Origin of the sequence: Vibrio sp. M260121 (assembly GCF_036533715.1) — a bacterium.
Lineage (GTDB): Bacteria > Pseudomonadota > Gammaproteobacteria > Enterobacterales > Vibrionaceae > Vibrio.
Genome location: NZ_JATABF010000013.1, coordinates 22,646 through 44,854, shown reverse-complemented (window position 1 = coordinate 44,854; position 22,209 = coordinate 22,646). Strand labels below are relative to the sequence as shown.

General features: G+C 44.7%; 24 protein-coding genes. 10 read left to right on the top strand and 14 right to left on the bottom strand.

Translation table 11 applies throughout. The annotated features are described in order from the left end of the window. The first annotated feature begins 6 nt into the window (after positions 1–6). The 4 genes from ccoS to uspE all read left to right on the top strand — a co-directional run bounded on the left by ccoS (position 7) and on the right by uspE (position 2,824). Positions 7–171: a cbb3-type cytochrome oxidase assembly protein CcoS gene (ccoS, locus tag QTO06_RS09710; protein ID WP_005429857.1), complete on the top strand. Its 165-nt coding sequence runs from the start codon at positions 7–9 to the stop codon at positions 169–171. Between the two features lie 9 nt (positions 172–180). Continuing rightward, on the top strand, positions 181–858 hold the full coding sequence (locus QTO06_RS09705) for a sulfite exporter TauE/SafE family protein (RefSeq protein WP_331407635.1): 678 nt from the start codon (positions 181–183) through the stop codon (positions 856–858). Between the two features lie 90 nt (positions 859–948). Next, positions 949–1,695 carry an FNR family transcription factor gene (locus QTO06_RS09700; RefSeq protein WP_005429849.1) on the top strand — a complete coding sequence of 249 codons (747 nt, stop codon included), beginning with the start codon at positions 949–951 and terminating at the stop codon, positions 1,693–1,695. A 181-nt stretch (positions 1,696–1,876) separates the two neighbouring features. Beyond that, positions 1,877–2,824, top strand: a complete 948-nt coding sequence (uspE, locus tag QTO06_RS09695; RefSeq protein ID WP_005441604.1) for a universal stress protein UspE — start codon at positions 1,877–1,879, stop codon at positions 2,822–2,824. Positions 2,825–2,950: 126 nt separating this feature from the next. On the opposite strand, the gene ttcA is transcribed toward uspE, so the two are convergent. The 4 genes from ttcA to QTO06_RS09675 form a co-directional block, all read right to left on the bottom strand. Beyond that, positions 2,951–3,844 (bottom strand): tRNA 2-thiocytidine(32) synthetase TtcA, encoded by an 894-nt coding sequence (gene ttcA / locus QTO06_RS09690; protein WP_005441601.1) that lies wholly within the window; start codon positions 3,842–3,844, stop codon positions 2,951–2,953. 198 nt (positions 3,845–4,042) lie between these two features. Then, entirely contained in the window at positions 4,043–4,705 is a 663-nt protein-coding gene (locus QTO06_RS09685; RefSeq protein ID WP_331407633.1) for a DUF2987 domain-containing protein, read from the bottom strand. Positions 4,706–4,722: 17 nt separating this feature from the next. Further along, positions 4,723–5,559, bottom strand: coding sequence for a glucosaminidase domain-containing protein (locus QTO06_RS09680; protein ID WP_331407632.1), 837 nt, complete (start codon positions 5,557–5,559; stop codon positions 4,723–4,725). Then, positions 5,552–6,349 (bottom strand): hypothetical protein, encoded by a 798-nt coding sequence (locus QTO06_RS09675; protein WP_331407630.1) that lies wholly within the window; start codon positions 6,347–6,349, stop codon positions 5,552–5,554. Before QTO06_RS09675 ends, QTO06_RS09680 begins: the two co-directional genes overlap by 8 nt. A gap of 400 nt (positions 6,350–6,749) precedes the next feature. Between QTO06_RS09675 and potA the strand changes: the two genes are divergently transcribed. From potA to QTO06_RS09650, 5 genes are all read left to right on the top strand, one after another. Beyond that, positions 6,750–7,865: a spermidine/putrescine ABC transporter ATP-binding protein PotA gene (gene potA, locus QTO06_RS09670; protein ID WP_009706100.1), complete on the top strand. Its 1,116-nt coding sequence runs from the start codon at positions 6,750–6,752 to the stop codon at positions 7,863–7,865. Then, positions 7,846–8,706, top strand: a complete 861-nt coding sequence (potB, locus tag QTO06_RS09665) for a spermidine/putrescine ABC transporter permease PotB (protein ID WP_331407628.1) — start codon at positions 7,846–7,848, stop codon at positions 8,704–8,706. Before potA ends, potB begins: the two co-directional genes overlap by 20 nt. Continuing rightward, on the top strand, positions 8,706–9,476 hold the full coding sequence (gene potC, locus QTO06_RS09660) for a spermidine/putrescine ABC transporter permease PotC (RefSeq protein WP_005389180.1): 771 nt from the start codon (positions 8,706–8,708) through the stop codon (positions 9,474–9,476). The genes potB and potC overlap by 1 nt, the downstream gene beginning before the upstream one ends. A gap of 102 nt (positions 9,477–9,578) precedes the next feature. Further along, entirely contained in the window at positions 9,579–10,610 is a 1,032-nt protein-coding gene (locus QTO06_RS09655) for an extracellular solute-binding protein (protein WP_009706099.1), read from the top strand. A 245-nt stretch (positions 10,611–10,855) separates the two neighbouring features. Beyond that, entirely contained in the window at positions 10,856–11,893 is a 1,038-nt protein-coding gene (locus QTO06_RS09650) for an extracellular solute-binding protein (RefSeq protein ID WP_045418766.1), read from the top strand. A 180-nt stretch (positions 11,894–12,073) separates the two neighbouring features. Here QTO06_RS09650 and cobB read toward each other — a convergent pair whose 3' ends face one another. Next, positions 12,074–12,805: a Sir2 family NAD+-dependent deacetylase gene (cobB, locus tag QTO06_RS09645; protein ID WP_045380475.1), complete on the bottom strand. Its 732-nt coding sequence runs from the start codon at positions 12,803–12,805 to the stop codon at positions 12,074–12,076. A 120-nt stretch (positions 12,806–12,925) separates the two neighbouring features. Between cobB and QTO06_RS09640 the strand changes: the two genes are divergently transcribed. Continuing rightward, positions 12,926–13,105 carry a hypothetical protein gene (locus QTO06_RS09640; RefSeq protein ID WP_045374047.1) on the top strand — a complete coding sequence of 60 codons (180 nt, stop codon included), beginning with the start codon at positions 12,926–12,928 and terminating at the stop codon, positions 13,103–13,105. 109 nt (positions 13,106–13,214) lie between these two features. Here the strand turns inward: QTO06_RS09640 and QTO06_RS09635 are convergent, their stop codons facing one another. The 9 genes from QTO06_RS09635 to QTO06_RS09595 form a co-directional block, all read right to left on the bottom strand. After that, positions 13,215–13,631 carry a membrane protein gene (locus QTO06_RS09635; RefSeq protein ID WP_005427687.1) on the bottom strand — a complete coding sequence of 139 codons (417 nt, stop codon included), beginning with the start codon at positions 13,629–13,631 and terminating at the stop codon, positions 13,215–13,217. Next, a complete protein-coding gene (locus QTO06_RS09630; protein WP_009706095.1) occupies positions 13,615–14,667 on the bottom strand; it encodes a formate dehydrogenase subunit gamma in 1,053 nt (350 codons plus the stop codon). Before QTO06_RS09630 ends, QTO06_RS09635 begins: the two co-directional genes overlap by 17 nt. A gap of 13 nt (positions 14,668–14,680) precedes the next feature. Next, complete coding sequence (fdh3B, locus tag QTO06_RS09625; RefSeq protein ID WP_005427693.1) at positions 14,681–15,289, bottom strand: formate dehydrogenase FDH3 subunit beta; 609 nt, start codon at positions 15,287–15,289, stop codon at positions 14,681–14,683. An 11-nt stretch (positions 15,290–15,300) separates the two neighbouring features. Next, positions 15,301–18,156, bottom strand: coding sequence for a formate dehydrogenase subunit alpha (locus tag QTO06_RS09620; RefSeq protein WP_331407624.1), 2,856 nt, complete (start codon positions 18,154–18,156; stop codon positions 15,301–15,303). Positions 18,157–18,166: 10 nt separating this feature from the next. Next, entirely contained in the window at positions 18,167–18,367 is a 201-nt protein-coding gene (locus QTO06_RS09615) for a twin-arginine translocation signal domain-containing protein (RefSeq protein ID WP_005427585.1), read from the bottom strand. A gap of 73 nt (positions 18,368–18,440) precedes the next feature. Beyond that, positions 18,441–19,073 (bottom strand): TorD/DmsD family molecular chaperone, encoded by a 633-nt coding sequence (locus QTO06_RS09610; protein ID WP_005441574.1) that lies wholly within the window; start codon positions 19,071–19,073, stop codon positions 18,441–18,443. A 9-nt stretch (positions 19,074–19,082) separates the two neighbouring features. Beyond that, the gene (locus QTO06_RS09605; RefSeq protein ID WP_005441573.1) at positions 19,083–20,744 is read right to left on the bottom strand and encodes a 4Fe-4S dicluster domain-containing protein; all 1,662 of its coding nucleotides are present in this window, start codon (positions 20,742–20,744) and stop codon (positions 19,083–19,085) included. Between the two features lie 310 nt (positions 20,745–21,054). After that, the gene (locus QTO06_RS09600; RefSeq protein ID WP_331407622.1) at positions 21,055–21,678 is read right to left on the bottom strand and encodes a DUF3306 domain-containing protein; all 624 of its coding nucleotides are present in this window, start codon (positions 21,676–21,678) and stop codon (positions 21,055–21,057) included. Further along, entirely contained in the window at positions 21,668–22,120 is a 453-nt protein-coding gene (locus QTO06_RS09595; protein ID WP_005445811.1) for a DUF3305 domain-containing protein, read from the bottom strand. The genes QTO06_RS09600 and QTO06_RS09595 overlap by 11 nt, the downstream gene beginning before the upstream one ends. Positions 22,121–22,209 lie beyond the last annotated feature (89 nt).

Here is a 22,209-nt window from a genome sequence, read left to right as displayed (position 1 = left end):
TCAAACATGGAAAGTCTTTACATATTAATCCCTATCGCCATTGTATTGGTCTGTGTTGCCGTTGCTATCTTCCTTTGGGCCGTTCGTAGTGATCAGTTCGAAGACCTAGAGCGACAAGGTCACAACATTCTTCTTGATGAAGACGAAAAACCAAATAACAAAAAACAATAGCGTTACCCTATGAGTCCAGATTTTATTGGTGCGTTTATGATCGGCCTCGTTGGGGCTGGTCATTGTATGGGAATGTGTGGCGGTATCGCCTCGTTACTCTCCATGGGTGCACCGAACAACAAACCATCTTCTTCTATTCCTCTTTTCTATAACTTTGGTAGGCTTTCCAGCTACGCTTTGATTGGCGCTATTGTTGGTGGTGCTATATCAGGCCTTTCAGAGTTAAGCGGTCTTACCCAGTCTCTTGCGTGGCTTCGATTTGTCGCTGCACTTTTCATGATCTTAGTTGCACTCTACATTGCTAAATGGTGGCAAGGGCTGCTTGTTGTTGAAAAAGCTGGGCAGTATATCTGGAAGTTAATTTCCCCTGCAGGACAACGACTACTTCCCTTGAAGCACCCCTCCCATGCATTCCCATTTGGTTTTGTTTGGGGTTGGCTGCCATGCGGATTGGTCTATTCAGCGCTCACTTGGTCCGCCGTGTCGGGCAGCGCATTGAATGGCGGATTAATCATGCTAGCATTTGGGCTGGGGACTCTACCTTCGATGCTCGCGATTGGGTATGGCGCGAGGCATTTTCAGAACCTGCAAAAATCGTTAATATTTAGAAACATCTCAGCATTAATTCTAATAAGCTATGGCATGTATACTGCCGCCGGAGCAATGAAAATGCTCGGTTTCATATAGTATGAAAGTCGATATCAGTCATTTTTTTACTACCCTTTAGAAGTAAGCAGTGATAAAATATTGATGTATATCAAATAGTGAAAGGTTGTTATGATTTCTGAAAAACCTGCAACAAAGCGTATCCAATCAGGCGGTTGCGCGATTCATTGCCAAGATTGTAGCATTAGCCAACTGTGTATTCCGTTCACTCTAAATGAGTCTGAACTGGATCAGTTGGATCAAATCATCGAGCGTAAAAAGCCAATTCAAAAAGGCCAAGAGCTTTTTAAAGCAGGTGATGAGCTAAAATCTCTGTACGCTATCCGCTCTGGCACGATCAAGAGCTACACAATTACAGAACAAGGCGATGAGCAAATCACTGCGTTTCATTTAGCAGGTGACCTTGTAGGTTTCGACGCGATTACGGGTGACCTACACCCAAGTTTCGCTCAGGCACTTGAAACATCAATGGTTTGTGAGATCCCTTACGAAATCCTTGATGACCTGTCAGGAAAAATGCCTAAACTTCGTCAACAGATCATGCGTCTGATGAGTAACGAAATTAAAGGTGACCAAGAAATGATCCTTCTGCTTTCTAAAAAGAATGCTGAAGAGCGTCTTGCTGCTTTCCTATACAACCTATCGACACGTTTCTCTCAACGTGGCTTTAGCCCAAGAGAATTCCGTCTAACCATGACTCGTGGTGACATCGGTAACTACCTTGGTTTGACGGTTGAGACCATCAGCCGCCTACTTGGCCGCTTCCAGAAATCTGAGATTCTGAGCGTAAAAGGTAAGTACATCACCATCTTAGACCATGATGCATTGATGGAACTTGCAGGCGTCAGCAAAGACTAATTTGCCCTATCAATTGATGTAGCTCGAAAATGAGCTACATCATATTTCTTCTAAAATCCCTTCGAAAGTCCTCAAATTCTTCCTCAAACTGAGCTACAGTAAAAATGTACCTTGTGTACTCCAATATACTGATTTACCTTATATTCGGTATTTGGTTTTACAATAATAAGTGGGCTTAGTTATGAGTATATACAGTAAGATCCTTGTTGTTGCTGACATCAATAATGATGAGCAGCCAGCACTTGCAAGAGCAGTTCAACTCGCTCGAAAAAGTGTATCCAGAAGCCGAATCACTTTCTTTCTGTCAATCTACGATTTTTCGTATGACATGACCTCAATGCTGTCGGTCGATGAAAGAGATGCTATGCGTCGCGGTGTTATCCACCAACGTGAACAATGGATGCGTAAGATAGCCCAACCGTATTTAGACGATAGCTTCGACTTTGATGTTTGTGTTGTTTGGCATAATCGCCCTTATGAAGCGATCATTGCTGAAGTCTTTGCTGGCGGTCACGACATCGTTATTAAGGGAACGCGTAAACACGATGTTCTAGAATCCGTCATTTTCACTCCTACAGATTGGCATTTGTTGCGTAAGTGCCCTATCCCTGTGCTTCTAATTAAGAACTCCGATTGGCCAGAGCACGCGAAGATTCTCGCGTCTGTTCATGTTGGTTCGGAAAATCCAACCCATATTGATTTGAACGATTCGATGGTAGAACGCCTTAAAGAAATCACCAATCGTCTCGATGCTGAACCGTATCTCGTTAATGCCTATCCGGTTACTCCGGCGAATATTACGATTGAGTTACCCGAGTTTGACCCAACAACGTACACAGATGCTGTTCGCGGGCATCACCTAACCGCAATGAAAGCACTTCGCCAAAAGCACGGTTTGGATGAAGAGCAAACAATCGTTGAACAAGGTCTACCAGAAGACATCATCCCAGCAACGGCAGAAAAGCTAAATGCAGCAATGGTTATTCTTGGCACGACTGGTCGTACGGGGCTTTCTGCGGTGTTTATTGGTAATACGGCTGAGCATGTGATTGATAAAATCAATTGCGACGTACTGGCATTGAAACCAAACGGTTACATCAGTCCGCTCGATCCTAATACAGCGACATAACAGCGCTTTTTTTAAAGTAATATAGAAATAAAAAATCCCCCAATTGTTGGGGGATTTTTTATTCTGTTTACTGCCCTGGAGGCACGCAAATTAAAAAGGAGGCTCATTTAGCCTCCTTTTTTCGAATTAGATGTTGGTCACATCGATAAACATTGATTCGTCAATGTTCGTCGACGATACCACAGCTTCACTGAATTCGTATTCTTCGCGATTTCCTTCACGGTCCAGTGGAAGGTTTTCAAAGTCGAACAATTCACGGTCAGCAAGCTGGCTTGGGCTTACGTTCTGGATTGACTTGAAGATAGCTTCTACGCGACCAGGTGTTTTCTTGTCCCAATCGATAAGCATTGCTTTGATCGATTGACGTTGAAGGTTCTCTTGAGAGCCACACAGATTACAAGGAATGATTGGGAACTCTTTGTGCTCTGCGTATTTGATCAGGTCTTTCTCACGACAGTAAGTCAACGGACGAATCACAACGTTACGGCCATCATCTGAACGAAGCTTTGGAGGCATCGCTTTAAGGCGAGAACCATGGAACATATTCAAGAACATCGTTTCTACGATATCATCCATGTGGTGGCCAAGCGCCAATTTAGTCGCGCCGATCTTCTCTGCGAATGAGTAAAGCGTACCACGGCGAAGACGCGAACATAGGCCGCAAGTCGTTTTGCCTTCTGGCACTTTTTCTTTAACCACTGAGTAAGTGTCCTTGTCTACGATGTAGTAAGGAATGTTCAGTGTTTCAAAGTAATCTGGAAGAATGTGCTCAGGGAAACCTGGCTGCTTCTGGTCAAGGTTAACCGCAACCACCTCAAACTTGATTGGTGCTGCCTTTTGTAGATTCAACAGGATATCAAGCATCGCAAATGAATCTTTACCACCACTAATACATGCCATTACAACATCGCCTTCTTCGATCATGTTGTAATCAGTAATGGCATTTCCAACATTTCTTCTTAGGCGTTTCTGAAGCTTGTTGAATTCTAGGGTTTCTTTTCTTGTATCTACTTGGTTCATTGCGGGCTCTCACATCGCCGATAAATCGACCAGGGCTTCCTAACATGGGTTTCTATGGGGCGTGGATTATACGAGCTTTTTACGCAGGATTAAATGTTTGTGTGACCGAGTCGTCAATAAATGCACTCTAAAACAGCGCGATGGGCAATAAAAATAAAAAAGAGCCGCCATGGCAGCTCTTTCAAAATCAAATCACGATTACTTTTTCGCGTTGGGTAGATAAGGCAGAACGCGAGTCGTTGGTTGAGGAAGCGTCATATGTCCGCCTTCACCAATATCACTCAGTGCGACTTGAACTTTACCATTCACTATGGTTTTTTCTGTGCCATTGGAGAATGTAATGGTGCCATTTAACTCGTCAGCAAATTCCATCGTCACGCCTTGAACCTCTGGAGTGAACCAACCTGCAAACATACCGCCTAAATCTTCAAGCAAAGCCTGCATTTGGGGCATCAAAGGCGTAAGTTGCTCGTAAGATACGTTACCCTGTAATGGCTCTTTGGTCATCACAACTAAAGAGTAATCACATCGTGTGTCTTTCGGCGTTTGGACGAAGACAAGTGGGTTCGCTGACTTCAAGTTCTTGTCGATCGGAATAGGAAGTTCTTTAGAAGCCGGAATAACAAACTCTTCGTAATGCTCTTCTTTTTCCATCCATGCTTTTTCTATCTCACACAATTTCTTAGTGTCTGCGTCGACAAAAAAGACACCGACTTTAACGTCGTCATGCCCTTCTTTCGCATTGTTCTTCAATTGTGTGTAGAGCTTAGAATACGTAAACATGTATTCTTGCGCGTGAGTTGCAGGCGATGCTAAGACCAGTACCGCACTGCCTAGTAAACTTAGGCTTAACTTCTTCATCCGATCCGTTATTTCTTCTATTGTGTCCAGTAAGCGTTATTGTGACGAATCATCGCACGTAAGTCATTAACGTAAGCGATGCCACGTTCGGAATACGCGAGCAAACCATGAGTTAGCTCCGATGCCGTCGCCACAGATAACAAATCCTTGTGTTTCTCTGCTAAGTTAGCACGAATGTCGCGTAAATCAGCGTAAGCACGGTTGCGATTCACATTCATAAAGTAGCCGTGCACCGACTCTTGTACTGTGTCGAATTTTTCTACTTCATGCGTTTTTCCTGCCCCACGATGTGCCGGGACAATTCCGCAGCCCTTCTTATAACACCATTGACCAAACAAGTTGTTTGCTTGAGTGGCAAAACGAGAGGTTCCCCACGCAGATTCATTGGCGGCTTGGGTTAAAACCAACGCCTCAGGTAACACGTTGACACGCTTGAACATTTCATCTAGCCAAGCTTGTGTCACCGTACCTTCTTGCAATGGGTAAGAGTAAAGCGAAGCCAAACGTTCAGCGTAAGAGGTTTGCTCTGAGCTCACCTCGCCGATTTTTAAAGACGTTAGGAATGCACGCTCTTTCTCGATTCGTTGATTTTCTAAAGCTATTTTCGGTCGAAGGAAGTCGAAGAACGCTGTCTTCTTATCTTTCGTGTTCTTAATCGAGTTGAAATCAGGAATGTCACCAATATAAGGGAGGTTAGACAAATCTGGGTGTGTGACCGGGCCATGTACCACCTGCGAGTCAATCGCATTGCGATATTCGCGGTCGTAGTGCAAATATGGTCCTACAGAAACAAAAGTGGCGGCTATTGTGATAGCCGCCACTCGTAAACTCATTGATTTTAAAGATTTAGGCATCAAACACCTGAGAGTTACCATCGTGATCGTTATCATTTTGCTGTGTCGCTACGATCTTTAACTTGATACCAAACATTTCGCGATACAGGATTCCCTTCAAATGGAAGAAGAACGGTAGCACGAAGATCAAGCCAATTCCGTAGAACATTGTAGCAACAATAAACATCAACATCACGCCTAAGTAAAGCCCTGCGACGACAAAAAGCTTCTTGTTGATGGCACGAAGTGACAAAAGAAGTGACTGCATTGGCGGTACTCTTTTCTCACAAATCAATAAGATAGAATGACTAAACGCTAAAGAAAGATACAGAGACAGCAATGGGAAAATCATTCCCGCTACACCCTGCATCATCAAGCTAAACAGCGTTGCTAGAATCACTGGTACCGTAAACTGAAGACCTTTGCCCACATGACGGATCTTGGTTCGTAACCCAGCAACGTGGCTCATCGCCATTAAGCTGATACCAGCATAAATCGGCGCGCTGATCACTTCGTAACTAAAGTTAGCCACATAAATAGCGGAAACGATGTCAGTGGTAAAAGATTCTGGGTCTTGAATAGCATCAAGGATTACGCCTGGATCACCCAGTTGAAGTTGCAGTGCGATATAGAAGATACCCAACTGTACGAAAAGCAAAAGAATAATCGCAGGTGAGAAGGACAAAAACTGTAGAATGGTGGTGCGCCAAGCTTCACTAAAAACGGCTGCAGCTTTTAGTTCATACTTGCCAGAAAGAGCTCGCTCTACACTCCCTCCAAGATTGAAATCTTTCTCAAAATCGTTGTTCATATTTAATCCAAGGCTAACTTGTAAGATTTTTCTGGAAAACCAGTTAATTAATAAGGGCGTTATTATAAAGAAATCTTTCCACGTCTAAAATCATAAGTCGGCCTCAATACTTGCAAAATCTGCTATTTGGTCGATAATTAACCACTCGCAAATCCATGAAATTGAAAACATTTGCTGAAGAAATTAATGCCTTGCTTATGTATAGCGGAAAATTGAATACCCCCATAAAAACAGTATGGTAAGGAATGTTTACTTTTGCCTGCAAAATTTTTTCTGTTTCAAGATAAGAAAATGCTTTGATTTCACAATTTTGGTGATTATGATGCGCGCCTCAAAAGTGAATGACTAATGTCACATCAATTGGTCGAAACCCAATTTGAACGTGGGAGAAATACAGACGTTGAACGCTAAACAGCAAGCAGGAAAGCCAGTAGTTCGTCTATCTGGTATTAGCAAAAGTTTCGATGGCAAGGAAATCATCGGTAATTTAAATCTGGATGTTAATCATGGTGAGTTTCTGACGATTCTTGGTCCTTCTGGTTGTGGTAAAACAACAGTTTTACGCATGATCGCGGGCTTTGAGACGGCAGATAACGGTCAAATCGTATTAGATGACCAAGATGTAACACAGGTTCCTGCAGAGCAAAGGCACGTCAACACGGTATTTCAGAGTTACGCTCTCTTCCCTCATATGACCGTATTTGAAAACGTTGCTTTTGGTCTTCGCATGCAGAAAACACCTGCTGCAGAGATCGAGCCACGAGTTATGGATGCGCTACGCATGGTTCGCCTAGAAAAAATGGCACAGCGTAAGCCTCACCAACTTTCTGGTGGTCAGCAACAACGTATCGCCATTGCGCGTGCGGTTGTGAACAAGCCAAAAGTACTGCTGCTAGATGAATCTCTATCTGCTCTTGATTACAAACTACGTAAGCAAATGCAAATCGAGCTTAAACAACTACAGCGTCAACTTGGTATTACCTTTATCTTCGTTACGCACGATCAGGAAGAAGCCCTATCGATGTCTGACCGCATTATTGTTATGCGCGACGGTGTTATCGAGCAAGATGGCTCTCCACGTGAGATCTACGAAGAACCTAAGAACCTATTTGTTGCTCGCTTTATCGGTGAGATCAACGTATTCAACGCAACCATGCTAGATCGTATCGACGAGAAACGTATTCGCGCAGAGATTGAAGGTGTTGAATCCGTTGTTTACTACGATCAAGAAGCACAAGCCGGTGACAAACTACAAGTACTACTTCGCCCAGAAGACTTACGAATCGAAGAGATCAAAGAGTCTGAAGAAAAAGGCATCGTAGGTCACGTAACTGAGCGTACCTATAAAGGTATGACGCTTGATTCTGTTATCCAATTGGATTCAGGCATGCGCGTGATGGTAAGCGAATTCTTTAACGAAGATGATCCAGATGTGGACCACTCTCTCGGCCAGAAAGTCGCTATTACTTGGGTTGAGAGCTGGGAGGTAGTACTAAATGATAAGCAAGAAGCTTAATCTTCAGAACGCGATCATTACCCTAATCGTTGGTTGGTTAACACTGTTCGTGTTAGTGCCAAACCTAATGATTATCGGTACAAGTTTCTTGACGCGTGATGAAGCGAACCTCATTGAATTAACGTTTACTTTCGACAACTACCTTCGCCTACTCGATCCTTTGTACGCAAAGGTGCTGATGCACTCTTTCTACATGGCGATCATCGCAACTTTGTTGTGTTTGGTGATTGGTTACCCATTTGCTTACATCGTAGCGAAAATGCCTGAAAAATGGCGTCCGTTCATGTTGTTCTTGGTGATTGTACCGTTCTGGACTAACTCTCTTATCCGTACTTACGGCTTAAAGATTGTTCTAGGTACTCAAGGCATTTTGAACAAGTCGTTGATGGCAATGGAAATCATCGATAAGCCAATGCGTTTAATGTATACCGAAACAGCAGTAATGATTGGTCTTGTGTACATCTTGCTTCCATTTATGATTTTGCCACTTTACTCGGCAATCGAGAAGTTAGACGACACATATATCGAGGCAGCAAAAGACCTTGGTGCGAACAAGTTTCAAACCATTACACGCGTTATTCTACCTCTGACAATGCCTGGCATTATCGGTGGCTGTTTGTTGGTTCTTCTACCTGCACTAGGTATGTTCTACATCTCTGACCTTCTTGGCGGTGCGAAGAACTTACTGATCGGTAACGTTATTAAGAGTCAGGTATTGAACGCTCGTGACTGGCCATTTGGTGCTGCGACCAGTATCGCCCTCACCTTCGCAATGGCTGTGATGCTTTACGCTTACTACAGAGCAGGCAAACTATTGAATAAGAAAGTGGAGCTAGACTAATGGGACGCACAGTTAGATTTAGCTTTATGGCGCTGGTATATGCATTTTTGTATCTGCCAATCATCGTCTTAATTGTTAACTCATTTAATGCCAACAAATTTGGTATGAAATGGGGTGGTTTTACCACCAAGTGGTACGAAACCTTAGTTAATAACGACAGCCTAATGCAGGCTGCATGGCATTCATTGAACGTCGCGGTATTTTCTGCAACAGCTGCTACTATTATTGGTAGTTTGACAGCAGTTGCCCTATTCCGTTACTCGTTCAAAGGTAAAGGTGCGGTAAACGGCATGCTGTTTGTCGTAATGATGTCTCCAGATATTGTAATGGCGATTTCATTGCTTGCTCTGTTCCTAGTATTAGGCGCACAGCTTGGCTTCTTTACTCTATTGATTGCTCACATCACCTTCTGTCTACCGTTTGTTGTGGTAACAGTGTACAGCCGCTTAAATGGCTTTGATGTGAAGATGTTGGAAGCAGCAAAAGACCTTGGCGCAAGCGAATGGGTAATCTTGAAGCAGATCATCCTTCCTCTTGCTAAGCCAGCGGTTGCTGCGGGTTGGCTACTGAGCTTTACCCTGTCTCTGGACGATGTAATTATTAGCTCGTTTGTAACAGGTCCAACTTACGAAATCTTGCCATTGAAGATTTACTCAATGGTTAAGGTGGGTATTTCACCGGAAGTGAACGCCCTTGCAACGGTGATGTTGATTGTTTCTTTGGTCTTGGTAGTGATTTCTCAGTTGCTAGCAAGAGAAAAAGTAAAGTAGAATCCGCACCCGTTAACATCGCGAAACAGAATGGTTACATGCCATTCTGTTTTTCTATCTATCGTCCAAAATTGGACAACGTTTGGTTTGGAGCTAACGTCAATGAAAAAATGGGCTACTCTATTAGCTGGTAGTGCATGTGCGCTTTCTCTGTTCTCTGGTACAGCGGCAGCGGATGATAAAGAATTAGTATTTATGAACTGGGGTCCTTACATCAACAGTAATATCCTAGAGCAATTTACTAAAGAAACTGGCATCAAAGTGATCTACTCGACTTACGAGTCGAACGAGACTTTGTATGCAAAGCTAAAAACTCATAACCAAGGTTATGACCTAGTAGTACCTTCAACGTACTTCGTAGCGAAGATGCGTGACGAAGGCATGCTACAAAAGATCGATAAGACTAAGCTGAAAAACTTCGGCAACCTAGATAAAAACTACCTAGACAAGCCTTACGATCCAAATAACGACTACTCTATTCCTCACGTTGTGGCGATTACAGGTCTAGCGGTGAACGCTGACATGTACGATCCAAATGACTTCCAAAGCTGGGCTGACCTATGGAAACCTGAGCTTGAAGGTCAAGTAATGCTAATGGATGACACTCGTGAAGTGTTCCACATTGCGCTACGCAAACTAGGTTACTCTGGTAACTCTACGGATCCAAAACAAATCGATGAAGCGTACGCTGAGCTACAAAAGCTAATGCCTAACGTTCTAGTATTTAACTCTGACAACCCAGGTGCACCATACATGTCTGGCGAAGTTGGCGTTGGTATGCTTTGGAACGGTAGTGCAGCAGCAGCTCAAAACGAAGGTATGAACCTGAAGCTTGTATTCCCTAAAGAAGGCGGTATCGGCTGGGTTGATAACTTCGCAATCTCTTCTGGTGCGAAGAACGTAGAAGCAGCTCACAAGATGATCGACTTCCTACTACGTCCAGAAATCGCAGAGCAAATCTCGGCTGATACGGGTTACCTAACAGCAGTTGCAGAATCTAATGCTAAATTCAAAGACGTAGCACCACTGTTCCCTTCTCAAGAAGACCTTGACCGCGTTGAATGGCAAGATTCTGTTGGCGACATGACAGTGAAGTACGAAGATTACTTCCTAAAGCTGAAAGCGGGTCAATAATCGCTTAATAAGCCATCTAGTAAATGAAAATAGGCAGCAATACGCTGCCTATTTTTGTAATTGACTGATATAATTACACGTTGCTAGGTTTATTTGCTGCGGCTATGAACATTATCGTCTCTCGAAGTCATAACGCTCATCATTCGTACCCCAAATAAACAGGATTGTGCTTATCGCAATTTGGCTCAAATCGATTTCTGTTACTAGTATTGATTTGTCCTATTGCTGAACAAAACGGAAATAAAATGAAAAGTAAATTCTACGCAAGCGCACTGTGTGCGGCGACGCTAATCGCTACCCCTGCAATGGCTGCTGATCAAGAACTGTATTTCTACAACTGGTCGGAATACATTCCAAACGAAGTTCTTGAAGACTTTACAAAAGAAACTGGCATCAAAGTTATCTACTCTACGTACGAGTCTAACGAGAGCATGTACGCGAAGTTGAAAACTCAAGGTTCTGGTTACGACTTGGTAGTACCGTCTACCTATTTCGTATCTAAAATGCGTAAAGAAGGCATGCTGCAAAAGATCGACAAAGAGAAACTGTCTCACTTTGCTGATCTAGACACCAACTTCCTGAACAAACCGTTCGACCCGAACAACAACTACTCTATCCCATACATTTGGGGTGCGACTGGTATTGGTATCAATGCTGACATGCTAGACAAATCGTCTGTTTCTAAATGGGATGATTTCTGGGATAGCAAGTGGGAAGGTCAACTAATGCTGATGGATGATTCTCGTGAAGTATTCCACATTGCATTGACTAAGCTTGGTTACTCACCAAACACGACTAACCCAGACGAAATCAAAGCGGCTTACGAAGAGCTGAAAAAACTGATGCCAAACGTATTGGTATTTAACTCAGACTTCCCAGCAAACCCATACCTAGCAGGTGAAGTATCGCTTGGTATGCTTTGGAACGGCTCAGCTTACATGGCTCGTCAAGAAGGCGCGAACATCGATATCATCTGGCCAGAAAAAGGCACTATCTTCTGGATGGACAGCCTAGCAATCCCAGCTGGCGCGAAGAACGTTGATGCTGCTCATAAGATGATCGACTTCCTACTACGTCCTGAGAACGCTGCTAAGATTGCACTAGAGATAGGTTACCCTACTCCAGTGAAAACGGCGCACGAGCTTCTACCGAAAGAATTTGCTAACGATCCAAGCATCTTCCCACCACAAGAAGTGATGGACAGCGGTACATGGCAAGACGAAGTTGGTGAAGCAAGCGTGCTTTACGATGAGTACTTCCAAAAGCTAAAAGTAGACAACTAATCAGTCTGTCGAAATAGTTTAGAAAAGCGACTTCGGTCGCTTTTCTTGTATCTGAAACTTACTATTTGTATCTCCAGCTATCCTGCTCAAATTACCAAGCGAAAATACAAACCACCAAAATACAAAAAACGCATCGAATCACTTCGATGCCTTTCTTATATGGATACTCTACCAACTTGTTTAAGCGCTAGCTTCGTTTTCCAGAGCAAGAATCTCGTCAACAAGCTTCGGTACTTCGATGCTTGCCTTACCGTAACGCTTCTCTTCAAACTCACTCTCGACGGCACTTGGTTCTAAGTTGATCTCAATGGTATGCGCACCGTGCATCTTTGCGTCATGTACAAAGCCTGCGGCTGGATAGACGACACCAGATGTACCAATAGAAATAAATAGGTCAGCTTCTTCCAATGCCGCGTAGATCTCTCCCATGCGCAGTGGCATTTCACCAAACCAAACAATATGTGGGCGCATTTGCGAAGGAATTTGGCAGCAGTGGCATAATTCGCCAGTTTCAATGTCTTCTGAATGTTCAATAACTTGATTGGATTCACTACAACGCGCTTTAAGCAATTCACCATGCATGTGAATAATATTGGCACTGCCGCCTCTCTCGTGCAGATTATCAATGTTTTGAGTGATGATCGTCACTTTACCTTCCAACTGCTCTTCTAGACGTCCTAGCGCGATATGAGCAGCATTAGGCTTGATATCTTCGCCCTGCAGTTTTTTTCGACGTTGATTATAGAACGATTGAACAAGATCGGGATCGCGAGCAAACCCTTCAGGTGTTGCGACATCCTCAATGCGATGATTCTCCCAGAGTCCATCTTGAGCTCGAAATGTTTGAATACCAGACTCAGCTGAGATGCCTGCGCCAGTAAGTACTACAATATTTCTATAAGGGAAATTCATAACCTATCCTTGTTGTTCTTTTTCATTAGCTTAACACTGAACGAATAACAACAGTAGTAATATGGATTAGACCATGGTCGTAGTGGTCTTAATTAGAATGATAAAATGAGAGGAAAAACAATGAGACGTGTATCTCTTGTCCTTATGTTATTAGGTACTTTAGCAGGGTGTCAGCTTACAAATGTTGAGGGTGAGTTCGATGATGTAAAAGTCAAAGTAAGCACCAATGATGATAATAAGCATCCAGGTCATGGCGGAGATTTCTGCCCACCAGGTCAAGCAAAGAAAGGAAACTGTTAACTCGACTTTGCTTGTTTGAACGATATAAAAAACCCTCGATCAATGTCGAGGGTTTTGCATGTTTACAAACTGTTTTTCTCTGGCTTTCTCTTCAATAAAGCCATTGAATTTACAGGTTTGGACCTGTAGACGGTCTGTGCGGCATGTTATTGCGCAGTTGGTTCATACCCTGGTACATGCGTAGGAACCACACAAGAATTGCCAACGCAGCAAACAACATACCAATCCAAGGAATAAAGTACGCAACAGAGTCTAGCAACGTACTATGCATCCAGTAATCACTTACACCAATCAACACACCATTTGATGTTGCTACCGTTACAATCAGAACAACAAAGAACGTTAGGTATAGGAAGAAAGTACGAATCAAGCCGTAGTAATGTGAGTTCACTACGTCGCTGTCTTCGCCTTTATCCAAACGGTACCCAGCGTAAATGATTGCGACAACGCCTGAGATCAAGAACGTAAACGGGGTCAAACAACTCAGGATGTACGCAACCCAAATCCCGTTATGAGGTTTGTTCATTCGCTTTCGCTCCTTTTGGTTCCGTGTTTGCCGTATCTGTTTCGCCCATCGCTTCTTTGGATTTCACTTCCTCATACCAAAGATCGTGGTGCTCTTTCGCCCATGTCTCATCAACTTCACCAGTAACCATACCTTCTAACGCACCTTCCATACCGAATAGACCGATGTAGATGTGGAAGATAAAGCCACAGATAAGAATCAGTGCCGAAATCGCGTGAACAAGGTTAGACAATTCCATATCGCGACGAGTTTGGCCGAAAATTGGGAAATCCAGAATTAAGCCACTCACTGCAGCGATAGCACCGAAGAAGATCAACAACCAGTAGATCGCCTTTTCACCACCGTTCGAGAAACCAGCTGATGGGTGCGTACCTTTGTGTTTACCAACCATGCCACCCATTTTCATGAACCAACGGATGTCTGTCATGTTAGGGATAGATTTGCGCCACCATTTCAGTAGAACAAACATCAGCAAGATGAAGAACAGCGGACCCATGTAGTTGTGGTACTGCTTCGCCAACATGACGATGAAGCCCCAGAACTCAGTGGGTACGTACGGCTTCAAGAAGTGCTTACCGTAAACCAGCATCAAACCACTGAATGCCAGCGTTAAGAAGGTAAAAGCCATGCTCCAGTGTAGTGCACGGTCTAGTCGAGACCAGCGTTTCATCTTCTTGCCAGTACGTGGCTTGCTTAGCATCAGAGGACCTACGAATACATAAGCCATGATAACCATCGCGATACTGCCGAAAATCGCGACAGCGCCCGCAGGAGACATCCATTTCTCTTTAAGAATGTACCAAGTCTCACCCGGAGTACTGATCAGCACACCGTGTTCCGCTGATTTCGACGTGGTATAGCCTTCTTGCCCCTCTTTGACCTGACGCCAAAAATCTGCACCTGCAAGTTGTGTCATCTCCTGTTGTACCACTGGAGATGTGTCTTCTTGCGCAGACGCTGGCATCGCAAAGGTCAGCAGTAATGCTGTCATCATCGACAGCATTACAAGAGACGCACGTTTAAGAGTATTTAACATGTGTCTCTCCTACTTAGCTTTTGGTTGCGTCGTAAGAAAGATCGTTACCGTCTGTCCAACCTGCGTTTTTCGCACCGCGCTCAACCACACGTTGACGGAAGATGTCAGATACTTTCTCTGCATCACCCGCTAGCAGTGCTTTTGTTGAACATAGTGACGCACACATAGGTAGCTTACCTTCAGCAATACGGTTCGCGCCGTACTTCTCACGCTCTTCTAGAGAACCTGGTTCTGTGTTTGGACCACCTGCACAGAAAGTACATTTGTCCATTTTGCCACGCTCACCGAATGACGCTTGTTTCGGGAACTGAGGTGCACCGAATGGACAAGCGAACAAACAGTAACCACAACCGATACAAAGATCTTTGTTGTGAAGAACGATGCCGTCTTCTGTGTGCTCAAAACAGTCAGCTGGACAAACTGCCATACAAGGCGCATCTGTACAGTGCATACAAGCTACAGAGATTGAGTTTTCACCTGGTTCACCGTCGTTCAGTGTTACCACGCGACGACGTTGAATACCCCACTCAAGCGCATCATCATTTTCGTTCTTACATGCAGTAACACAGCCGTTACACTCGATACAGCGTTTGGTGTCACATAGGAATTTCATTCGTGCCATTGTCAGACTCCTTACGCTTTACGAATGTTACATAGGGTTACTTTAGTTTCCTGCATCAAAGTAACAGGGTCGTAACCGTAAGTGGTTGCCGTGTTGGCTGCTTCACCAACAACATAAGGATCCGTACCTTCTGGGTACTTAGGACGTAGGTCTTCACCTTCGAACTTACCGCCGAAGTGGAACGGAATGAACGCCAGACCCGGTTTAACACGACGAGTTACCATCGCTTTCACCTTGATGCGACCTTTCTCTGCACCTTCAACCCAAACGTCATCGCCATCTTTAAAGCCAAAATCGTTTGCGTCTTTCGGGTTCACTTCAACGAACATTTCTTGTTGAAGTTCAGCAAGCCATGGGTTTGAACGTGTTTCTTCACCACCACCTTCGTACTCAACCAAGCGACCAGAAGTCAGGATGATTGGGTACTCGCCAGACTTGTCTTCTTTCTGGATAGACTTGTAAAGCGTTGGTACACGGAAGATTGCTTCTTTGTCGTCCCAAGTTGGGTAATCCGTTACAAGGTCACGACGCGGCGTGTATAGCGGCTCACGGTGTAGCGGCACGCGGTCTGGGAATGTCCAAACAATCGCACGCGCTTTTGCATTACCAAATGGGATACAACCGTGCTTGATTGCTACGCGTTGGATACCGCCAGACAGGTCAGTTTTCCAGTTTTTACCTTCCGCTGCTGCTTTTTCTTCAGCCGTTAGGTCGTCCCACCAACCAAGCTGTTTGATTAGCTTGTCAGAGAACTCTGGGTAACCGTCTTTGATTTCACAGCCTTTTGAGTAGCTATCTTCAGCAAGTAGGCTTTGACCTTCGAATTCAACACCGAAACGCGTACGGAAGTTACCGCCACCTTCTGCAACCGTCTTTGACGTATCGTACAGAATGTGTGTACCTGGGTGCTTCATCTCTGGTGTGCCCCAACATGGCCAAGGTAGACCGTAAGTCTCACCATTCACAGGGCCGCCTTCTGCTTCTAGAGACGTCTTGTGGAATGTGTGCCAGTTTTGTTGGTGCGCTTTTAGACGCTCTGGGCTTTGACCTGTGTAACCGATCGTCCACATGCCTTTGTTGAATTCGCGAGTGATGTCTTCAATCACTGGCTGGTTGTTCTCAACACGGATGTTTTTGAACAGCAGATCTTCATAACCTAGCTTCTTAGTTAGCAGGTACATGATTTCGTGGTCAGGTTTAGATTCGAACAATGGCTCGATAACCTGATCACGCCACTGAAGTGAGCGGTTAGATGCTGTCACACTGCCGTGTGTTTCGAACTGAGTTGTTGCAGGAAGCAGGTAAACGCCGTCAGTACGATCGTTCATTACCGCTGCGACTGTTGGGTATGGGTCAACAATAACCATCATATCCAGCTTCTGCATCGCTTTCTTCATCTCAGGACCACGAGTCTGAGAGTTTACTGCGTGACCCCAGTAGAACATGGCGCGGATATTTTCACGTTGACGAATGTTGTCTTTGTTTTCAAGAACGCCATCCACCCAACGAGATACAGGAATACCTGCACTGTTCATTGGTTTTTGACCGCCGTAAGCGTTGTCATCGAAACGACCTTTCACCCACTCGTAATCGATTTCCCACACTTTTGACCAGTGACGCCAAGAACCTTCAGATAGACCGTAGTAGCCTGGTAGCGTGTCAGATAGTACGCCAAGGTCAGTTGCGCCCTGTACGTTGTCGTGGCCACGGAAGATGTTTGCACCACCGCCCGATTTACCGATGTTACCTAGCGCAAGCTCAAGTACACAGTAAGCACGTGTGTTGTTGTTACCAGTCGTATGCTGAGTACCACCCATACACCACACGATACAACCCGGGCGGTTTTCAGAAAGCAATTTCGCTGTTTGGTAAACTTCAGACTCAGGAACGCCAGTTACGCGCTCAACTTCTGCTGGTGTCCATTTCGCTACTTCTGCACGGATTTCATCCATACCGAATACGCGTTGACGGATGAACTCTTTATCTTCCCAGTTGTTCGCGAAGACATGCCATAGCACGCCCCAAATAAACGCAACGTCAGAACCCGGACGTAGAGATACGTAGTGATCCGATTTTGCAGCGGTACGAGTACGACGAGGGTCCGCAACAACGATCTTACAGTTGTTCTTCTCTTTCGCGATTAGGATGTGCTGCATCGCAACAGGGTGCGCTTCTGCAGGGTTTGAACCAATGAACAGCATCGACTTACAGTTGTGCATGTCATTGAACGAGTTGGTCATCGCACCGTAACCCCAAGTGTTTGCAACACCTGCTACGGTTGTTGAGTGACAGATACGTGCTTGGTGGTCAACGTTGTTGGTACCCCAAAGCGACGCCATCTTACGGAACATGTACGCTTGTTCGTTGTTGTGCTTCGCACTACCCAACCAGTAAACGGAATCTGGACCCGACTCTTTGCGGATATCCATCACCTTGTTACCGATTTCTTCGATCGCTTGATCCCAAGAAAGCTTCTTCCACTTACCGTTTTCAAGCTTCATTGGGTATTTCAGACGACGCTCACCGTGACCGTGTTCGCGCAGTGCTGCGCCTTTTGCACAGTGTCCACCAGCGTTGAATGGGTGGTCGAATGCAGGCTCTTGACCTGTCCATACGCCGTTTTGAACTTCAGCGTAGATACCACAACCTACAGAACAGTGAGAACAGATGGTACGTTTGACCTCTGTTTTCGCTTCTGGATCCACCGATTTAGCTTGCGCTTTCTTCATCATGCCCGGTGCAAAAAGGCTTGCACCTACAACCGCACCACCAGCAGCAAGCGAGGTGTTTTTCATGAATGCACGGCGAGAAACGCCAAGCTGATTGGTTTCTTTGCTCACACTGTCGGAGCGTTTGACAAGTTTCATCCGTTATCTCCTAAAGTGTGTCGTAGTAATCGCGAATGTGTTGAGTTTCACGATACCCTTTCTTCTTCACGTCTTTTTCAGAAGGCTCAACCGTTTCTGAAGCGCTTGCCACTTTTGTTGTACCAGCGACAACCGCACCAGCTACGGCTGCAGTCGTTAAGCCTTTCAGGAGATCCCTACGGCTTGTGTTTATTTCTTTATTATCTTTCATCATTGCTTCCTTACCTTACGGTAGATCTTTGGAGGCTATTGCCCCTCTATCGATATGACCAAGTACTGCTCGATTACTCGTAATCAGTGACGTTTTTCACATCAATTTTTAATTTGTGCTTACTGCTTTTGGTGTTCACGCTAAAGCGCACTTGTTCCAGTGTTAAGAACGCCTCACACAGTTGAGCTGCTGGCTTATAAAAGTTCGCGCTCTCTGCGTTTTCTAGTTGCTGAGTGAAAGAGTTAAACCAAGGTGCGATGTGTTTGTTAAACACCGCTTGTTGAAGATCTTCTTCTTCACCCGTTAGCATCGACATCACTTCACAAAGTGCTGCGATGTGGTCTTCCGGCTCTTTCACATTTTCATCGCGCTCGAAACCAAGCAGTTCCAAATCGTGACGAATTTCAGCCAGTGGTTTTTCCATCATTGCACCCGTCATGTGCCATGAGCCAAATGGCATCACTTCACCACGACCGATACCAATGAAAAGATCTTGGTATTCATCTTCTAGCGCTTCGCGGTTGGAATCTTTCGCCGCTTGCTGAAGCGCAATCCACGCTTTTTGCATTGCGCTTTCTGATGGTTCAACTTCTAGAGAAGTCAGGAACTCGATCATCTCTTCACTTGGTGCGCTACGGAAAAGCGCTGACAAAACCAAGTAGATCTCTGTTCTCAGTGTTTGTTCTTGTTCTCGTTGTGTATCCACTGCGAGCTCCTAGTATTTCAGTTGTTTCATTGGGTCTTCTGCCATCGACTCAAACATGTCGATCACACGGCAGTCTTCGCACATCGCGATACGATTGATCGCCGCTTCATCGGAGAAATGAGAGTGACCGCGTAACTTGTTTTGTAGCATGTCGATCATAGACTGAGGTGCGAATGGCTTATGACAGCGAATACATTCCGCGGCTTTCTCTTCGTGAATCACAACCGCTTTTTGGCGCTCTTCTTTCACCCAGTTCATGCGTGGCGTTAGAGTCAGAACTTTCTCTGGACATGCCTTTTCACACAAACCACATTGAATACAATCTTGTTCAACGAATTTAAGTGATGGAGATTCACCATCGGTATGAAGCGCACGTGTTGGACAAACTGCCACACAGCTCATACACAACGTACAATCTTTGCTCTCACAAGAAACATTGCCGTAAGGCGCGTTCGCAGGCAGTTCAACAATATTCTCAACCGGAATACGAGAAGAAGACATTGCATCCAGCGCAGTAAACAAACGCTGACGCTTGTTACCTTGAAGATCGCCAAGGGCAAGGTCGAATGAATCAGTGCAAAGTGTTGGAGGACCTTCACGAAGCGATTCCAAGTAAAGGATATCGATGGTCTCTTTTGCGATACCAAGTTGATCCAATAGCTCTTGCGCGATACCCACTTCATTGTTCAAAACACGAATGATGGTTGCAGGCATAAAACGAGAAGCTGCAAATAGCACTTGCGTCGCGCCATTAACTAGAGCGGCGAACCATGTATCGATACCGATAGAAGGCAGCTCTTCAACCACAATTGGAATCACGTTATCTGGTAGCGCTTTCAGTGCCATCACATTGTAAGTCTCGTGACGAGAGCTACAGATAAGAACGATAGGATCGAGACCGCCCGCTTGCTCGTAGTTCGCTAGCGTGCGTTCAATGAATTTTTGCGTATCTTCAGGATTAGGTAGCGCGTAATGAATCGCTTCTGTCGGACAAGCCGTTGCACAAGTACCCACTCCCTGACATAGGTATGGGTTAATCTCGATGCGATGACCGGTTTTATCGCTGCCTTCACTTGATAATGCGCCAGCAGGACAAGCATCTACACAACGCTCACAACCTTTTACGCCACGAGAACTGTGCGCACATAGGTCAGTATCCAGACGGAAGAATTTTGGCTTATCAAACGTACCCATTAATGTTGGGATCTCTTCTAGCGCTTCAGCCAGTTTTGGATAACCGCGTCCCACTGGGTAGTAACCCGGAACCGGAACCTCTTCTGACATACAGCTGCTTAGACAAAGATCGAGAACAACATCGAAACAATCACTATTGATAGCGACTTTTGCTAGGTTGCTTGTTAGACCGTTATTTTCGATAAGCACTTCAAACGTACCTAGGAAACCAGAAACCTGAACTGAGTTTGCAAAGTACAGTTCTGGATTGGTACCTTTCTCTCCGTCTGTAGAAAGAAGTGTAAGGCTGTTCATTTGAGATAGCTGCGCGGCTGCACTCTCAATGATGGCAGTCGGTCCAACAATCAGTGTATTACCGCCACTCTCGTAGCTCACCGTTGGTGGAATAAGATTGGTCAACTCTACGGTATTCTCAAACGCATACAGACGCGCTTTACCGTTATTGGAAGTTGCTTGTTCTAATAGTTGTTTCAACATTGCTCAGTTCCATTTATACGCATGGATAGTTTCTTCCATCTTTCATTGTAGTTAGCGCAGGCGATTCTGCTGATTAACTCGTCAGTAACTACCCCTTTTAGGTAGTCCCACCCGGGTTATCACTGCCTGTTAGGCAAATGGTCTAACTTCAACAAGAATGGTAATGAGCAACAGATAGCAAATGTCGTGCCAATTAAATACCGGCTAATTTTCAATAGGTTAGGTATTTATCTTAGAAATAGTAGGGATAAAAAAACCGACTGGGACATTTTGTCTCAGCCGGTTCATTGAGCGTTTAGTCAAAATGTACCTATTCTTTGTGTGGTATATTTTGTCCCACCTCTTCAGGGGCTAGTTTTGTCTCTAGAATATCACTTTTATTAGATACTGTGTTTATATCCAGTTCTTTTTGTTCTTCGGGAATTTCGGCACCTTCAGCAAGTTCTACATCAGCCGATTCAATATCGCTTTCTTCATGAGATTCAGTTGATTGTGTCGTTTCTTCTGCTGGTTCTTCTTCCGTTTTCTCTTTTACCCAATCACGAAGTGTTTCAGCCACCCCTTCAGAAAGGGACTTGAGGTTACTGTAATCATCATCGTAATCATCTAAGCCATCACGAACGTTAAACTCTTCTGATAAGAACATCTTACGCAATGCGGCTTTCTTAACGCTCTCTGAAGCCTCAGACACCAATAACTGCGCTACAGACATCTCTTCAGGATCAGTAGTTTCACTGGATGTCTCTTGAGATTCAGTCTCTATGGCAGAAGCTTCGGTAGCCAATGTTTGCGCTTCCGTGCTTAATTCTTCATGAGCTTGCGCGGTTTCTGGTTCAGTAGATTCAACAGAGCCCACAACCTTCGCGTCTGTAGGCTCTGCAGTGGTTTCTTCTAATTTACGTTTCGACCAACGGCTAAAAAAACTAGTTGCCATTTGCTCTGCCCGCTCCTTTGCGTTTCTTACGTCTTACTTCTAACAACTCACCGTGACGCCCAATAAAGGCTTCCATCCAAGCTTGAACGGCTAACGGCATATCATTTGATAATACTAGGTTATCGCCATCCATATATTGCGCAGCGACAGTTTGAGACGCCGTAAGCAATTGAATCGTCGGTGTATCACCAGAGTCGACATTATCCATAACCAAAAAAAGCTTTGGTTGTTGCGAGCTCAGGTTAAAGCGGTAATCGGTGCGCTCGTCTTTGTGCAATTGCAGCAAGCACACGTGTTGAGTGTCTTCGGTTGGGTTAATTTCAAATCCCGTCAGTTGCCATTGGGTCGTGACCCAAATACCGGTACTGATCTCATGCTCTACAAGATCCACGCCTATCGACCATGAATCTTCATTTTTCTCGAACTGTTTCTTATCCGACATAACTCACCCAGTTTGTTCTATGTTGGCTTTAAGACAGAAAAGGACATTTTGTACTTTGCTTTCAACCATTTTAGCGGTACAAAGCAATA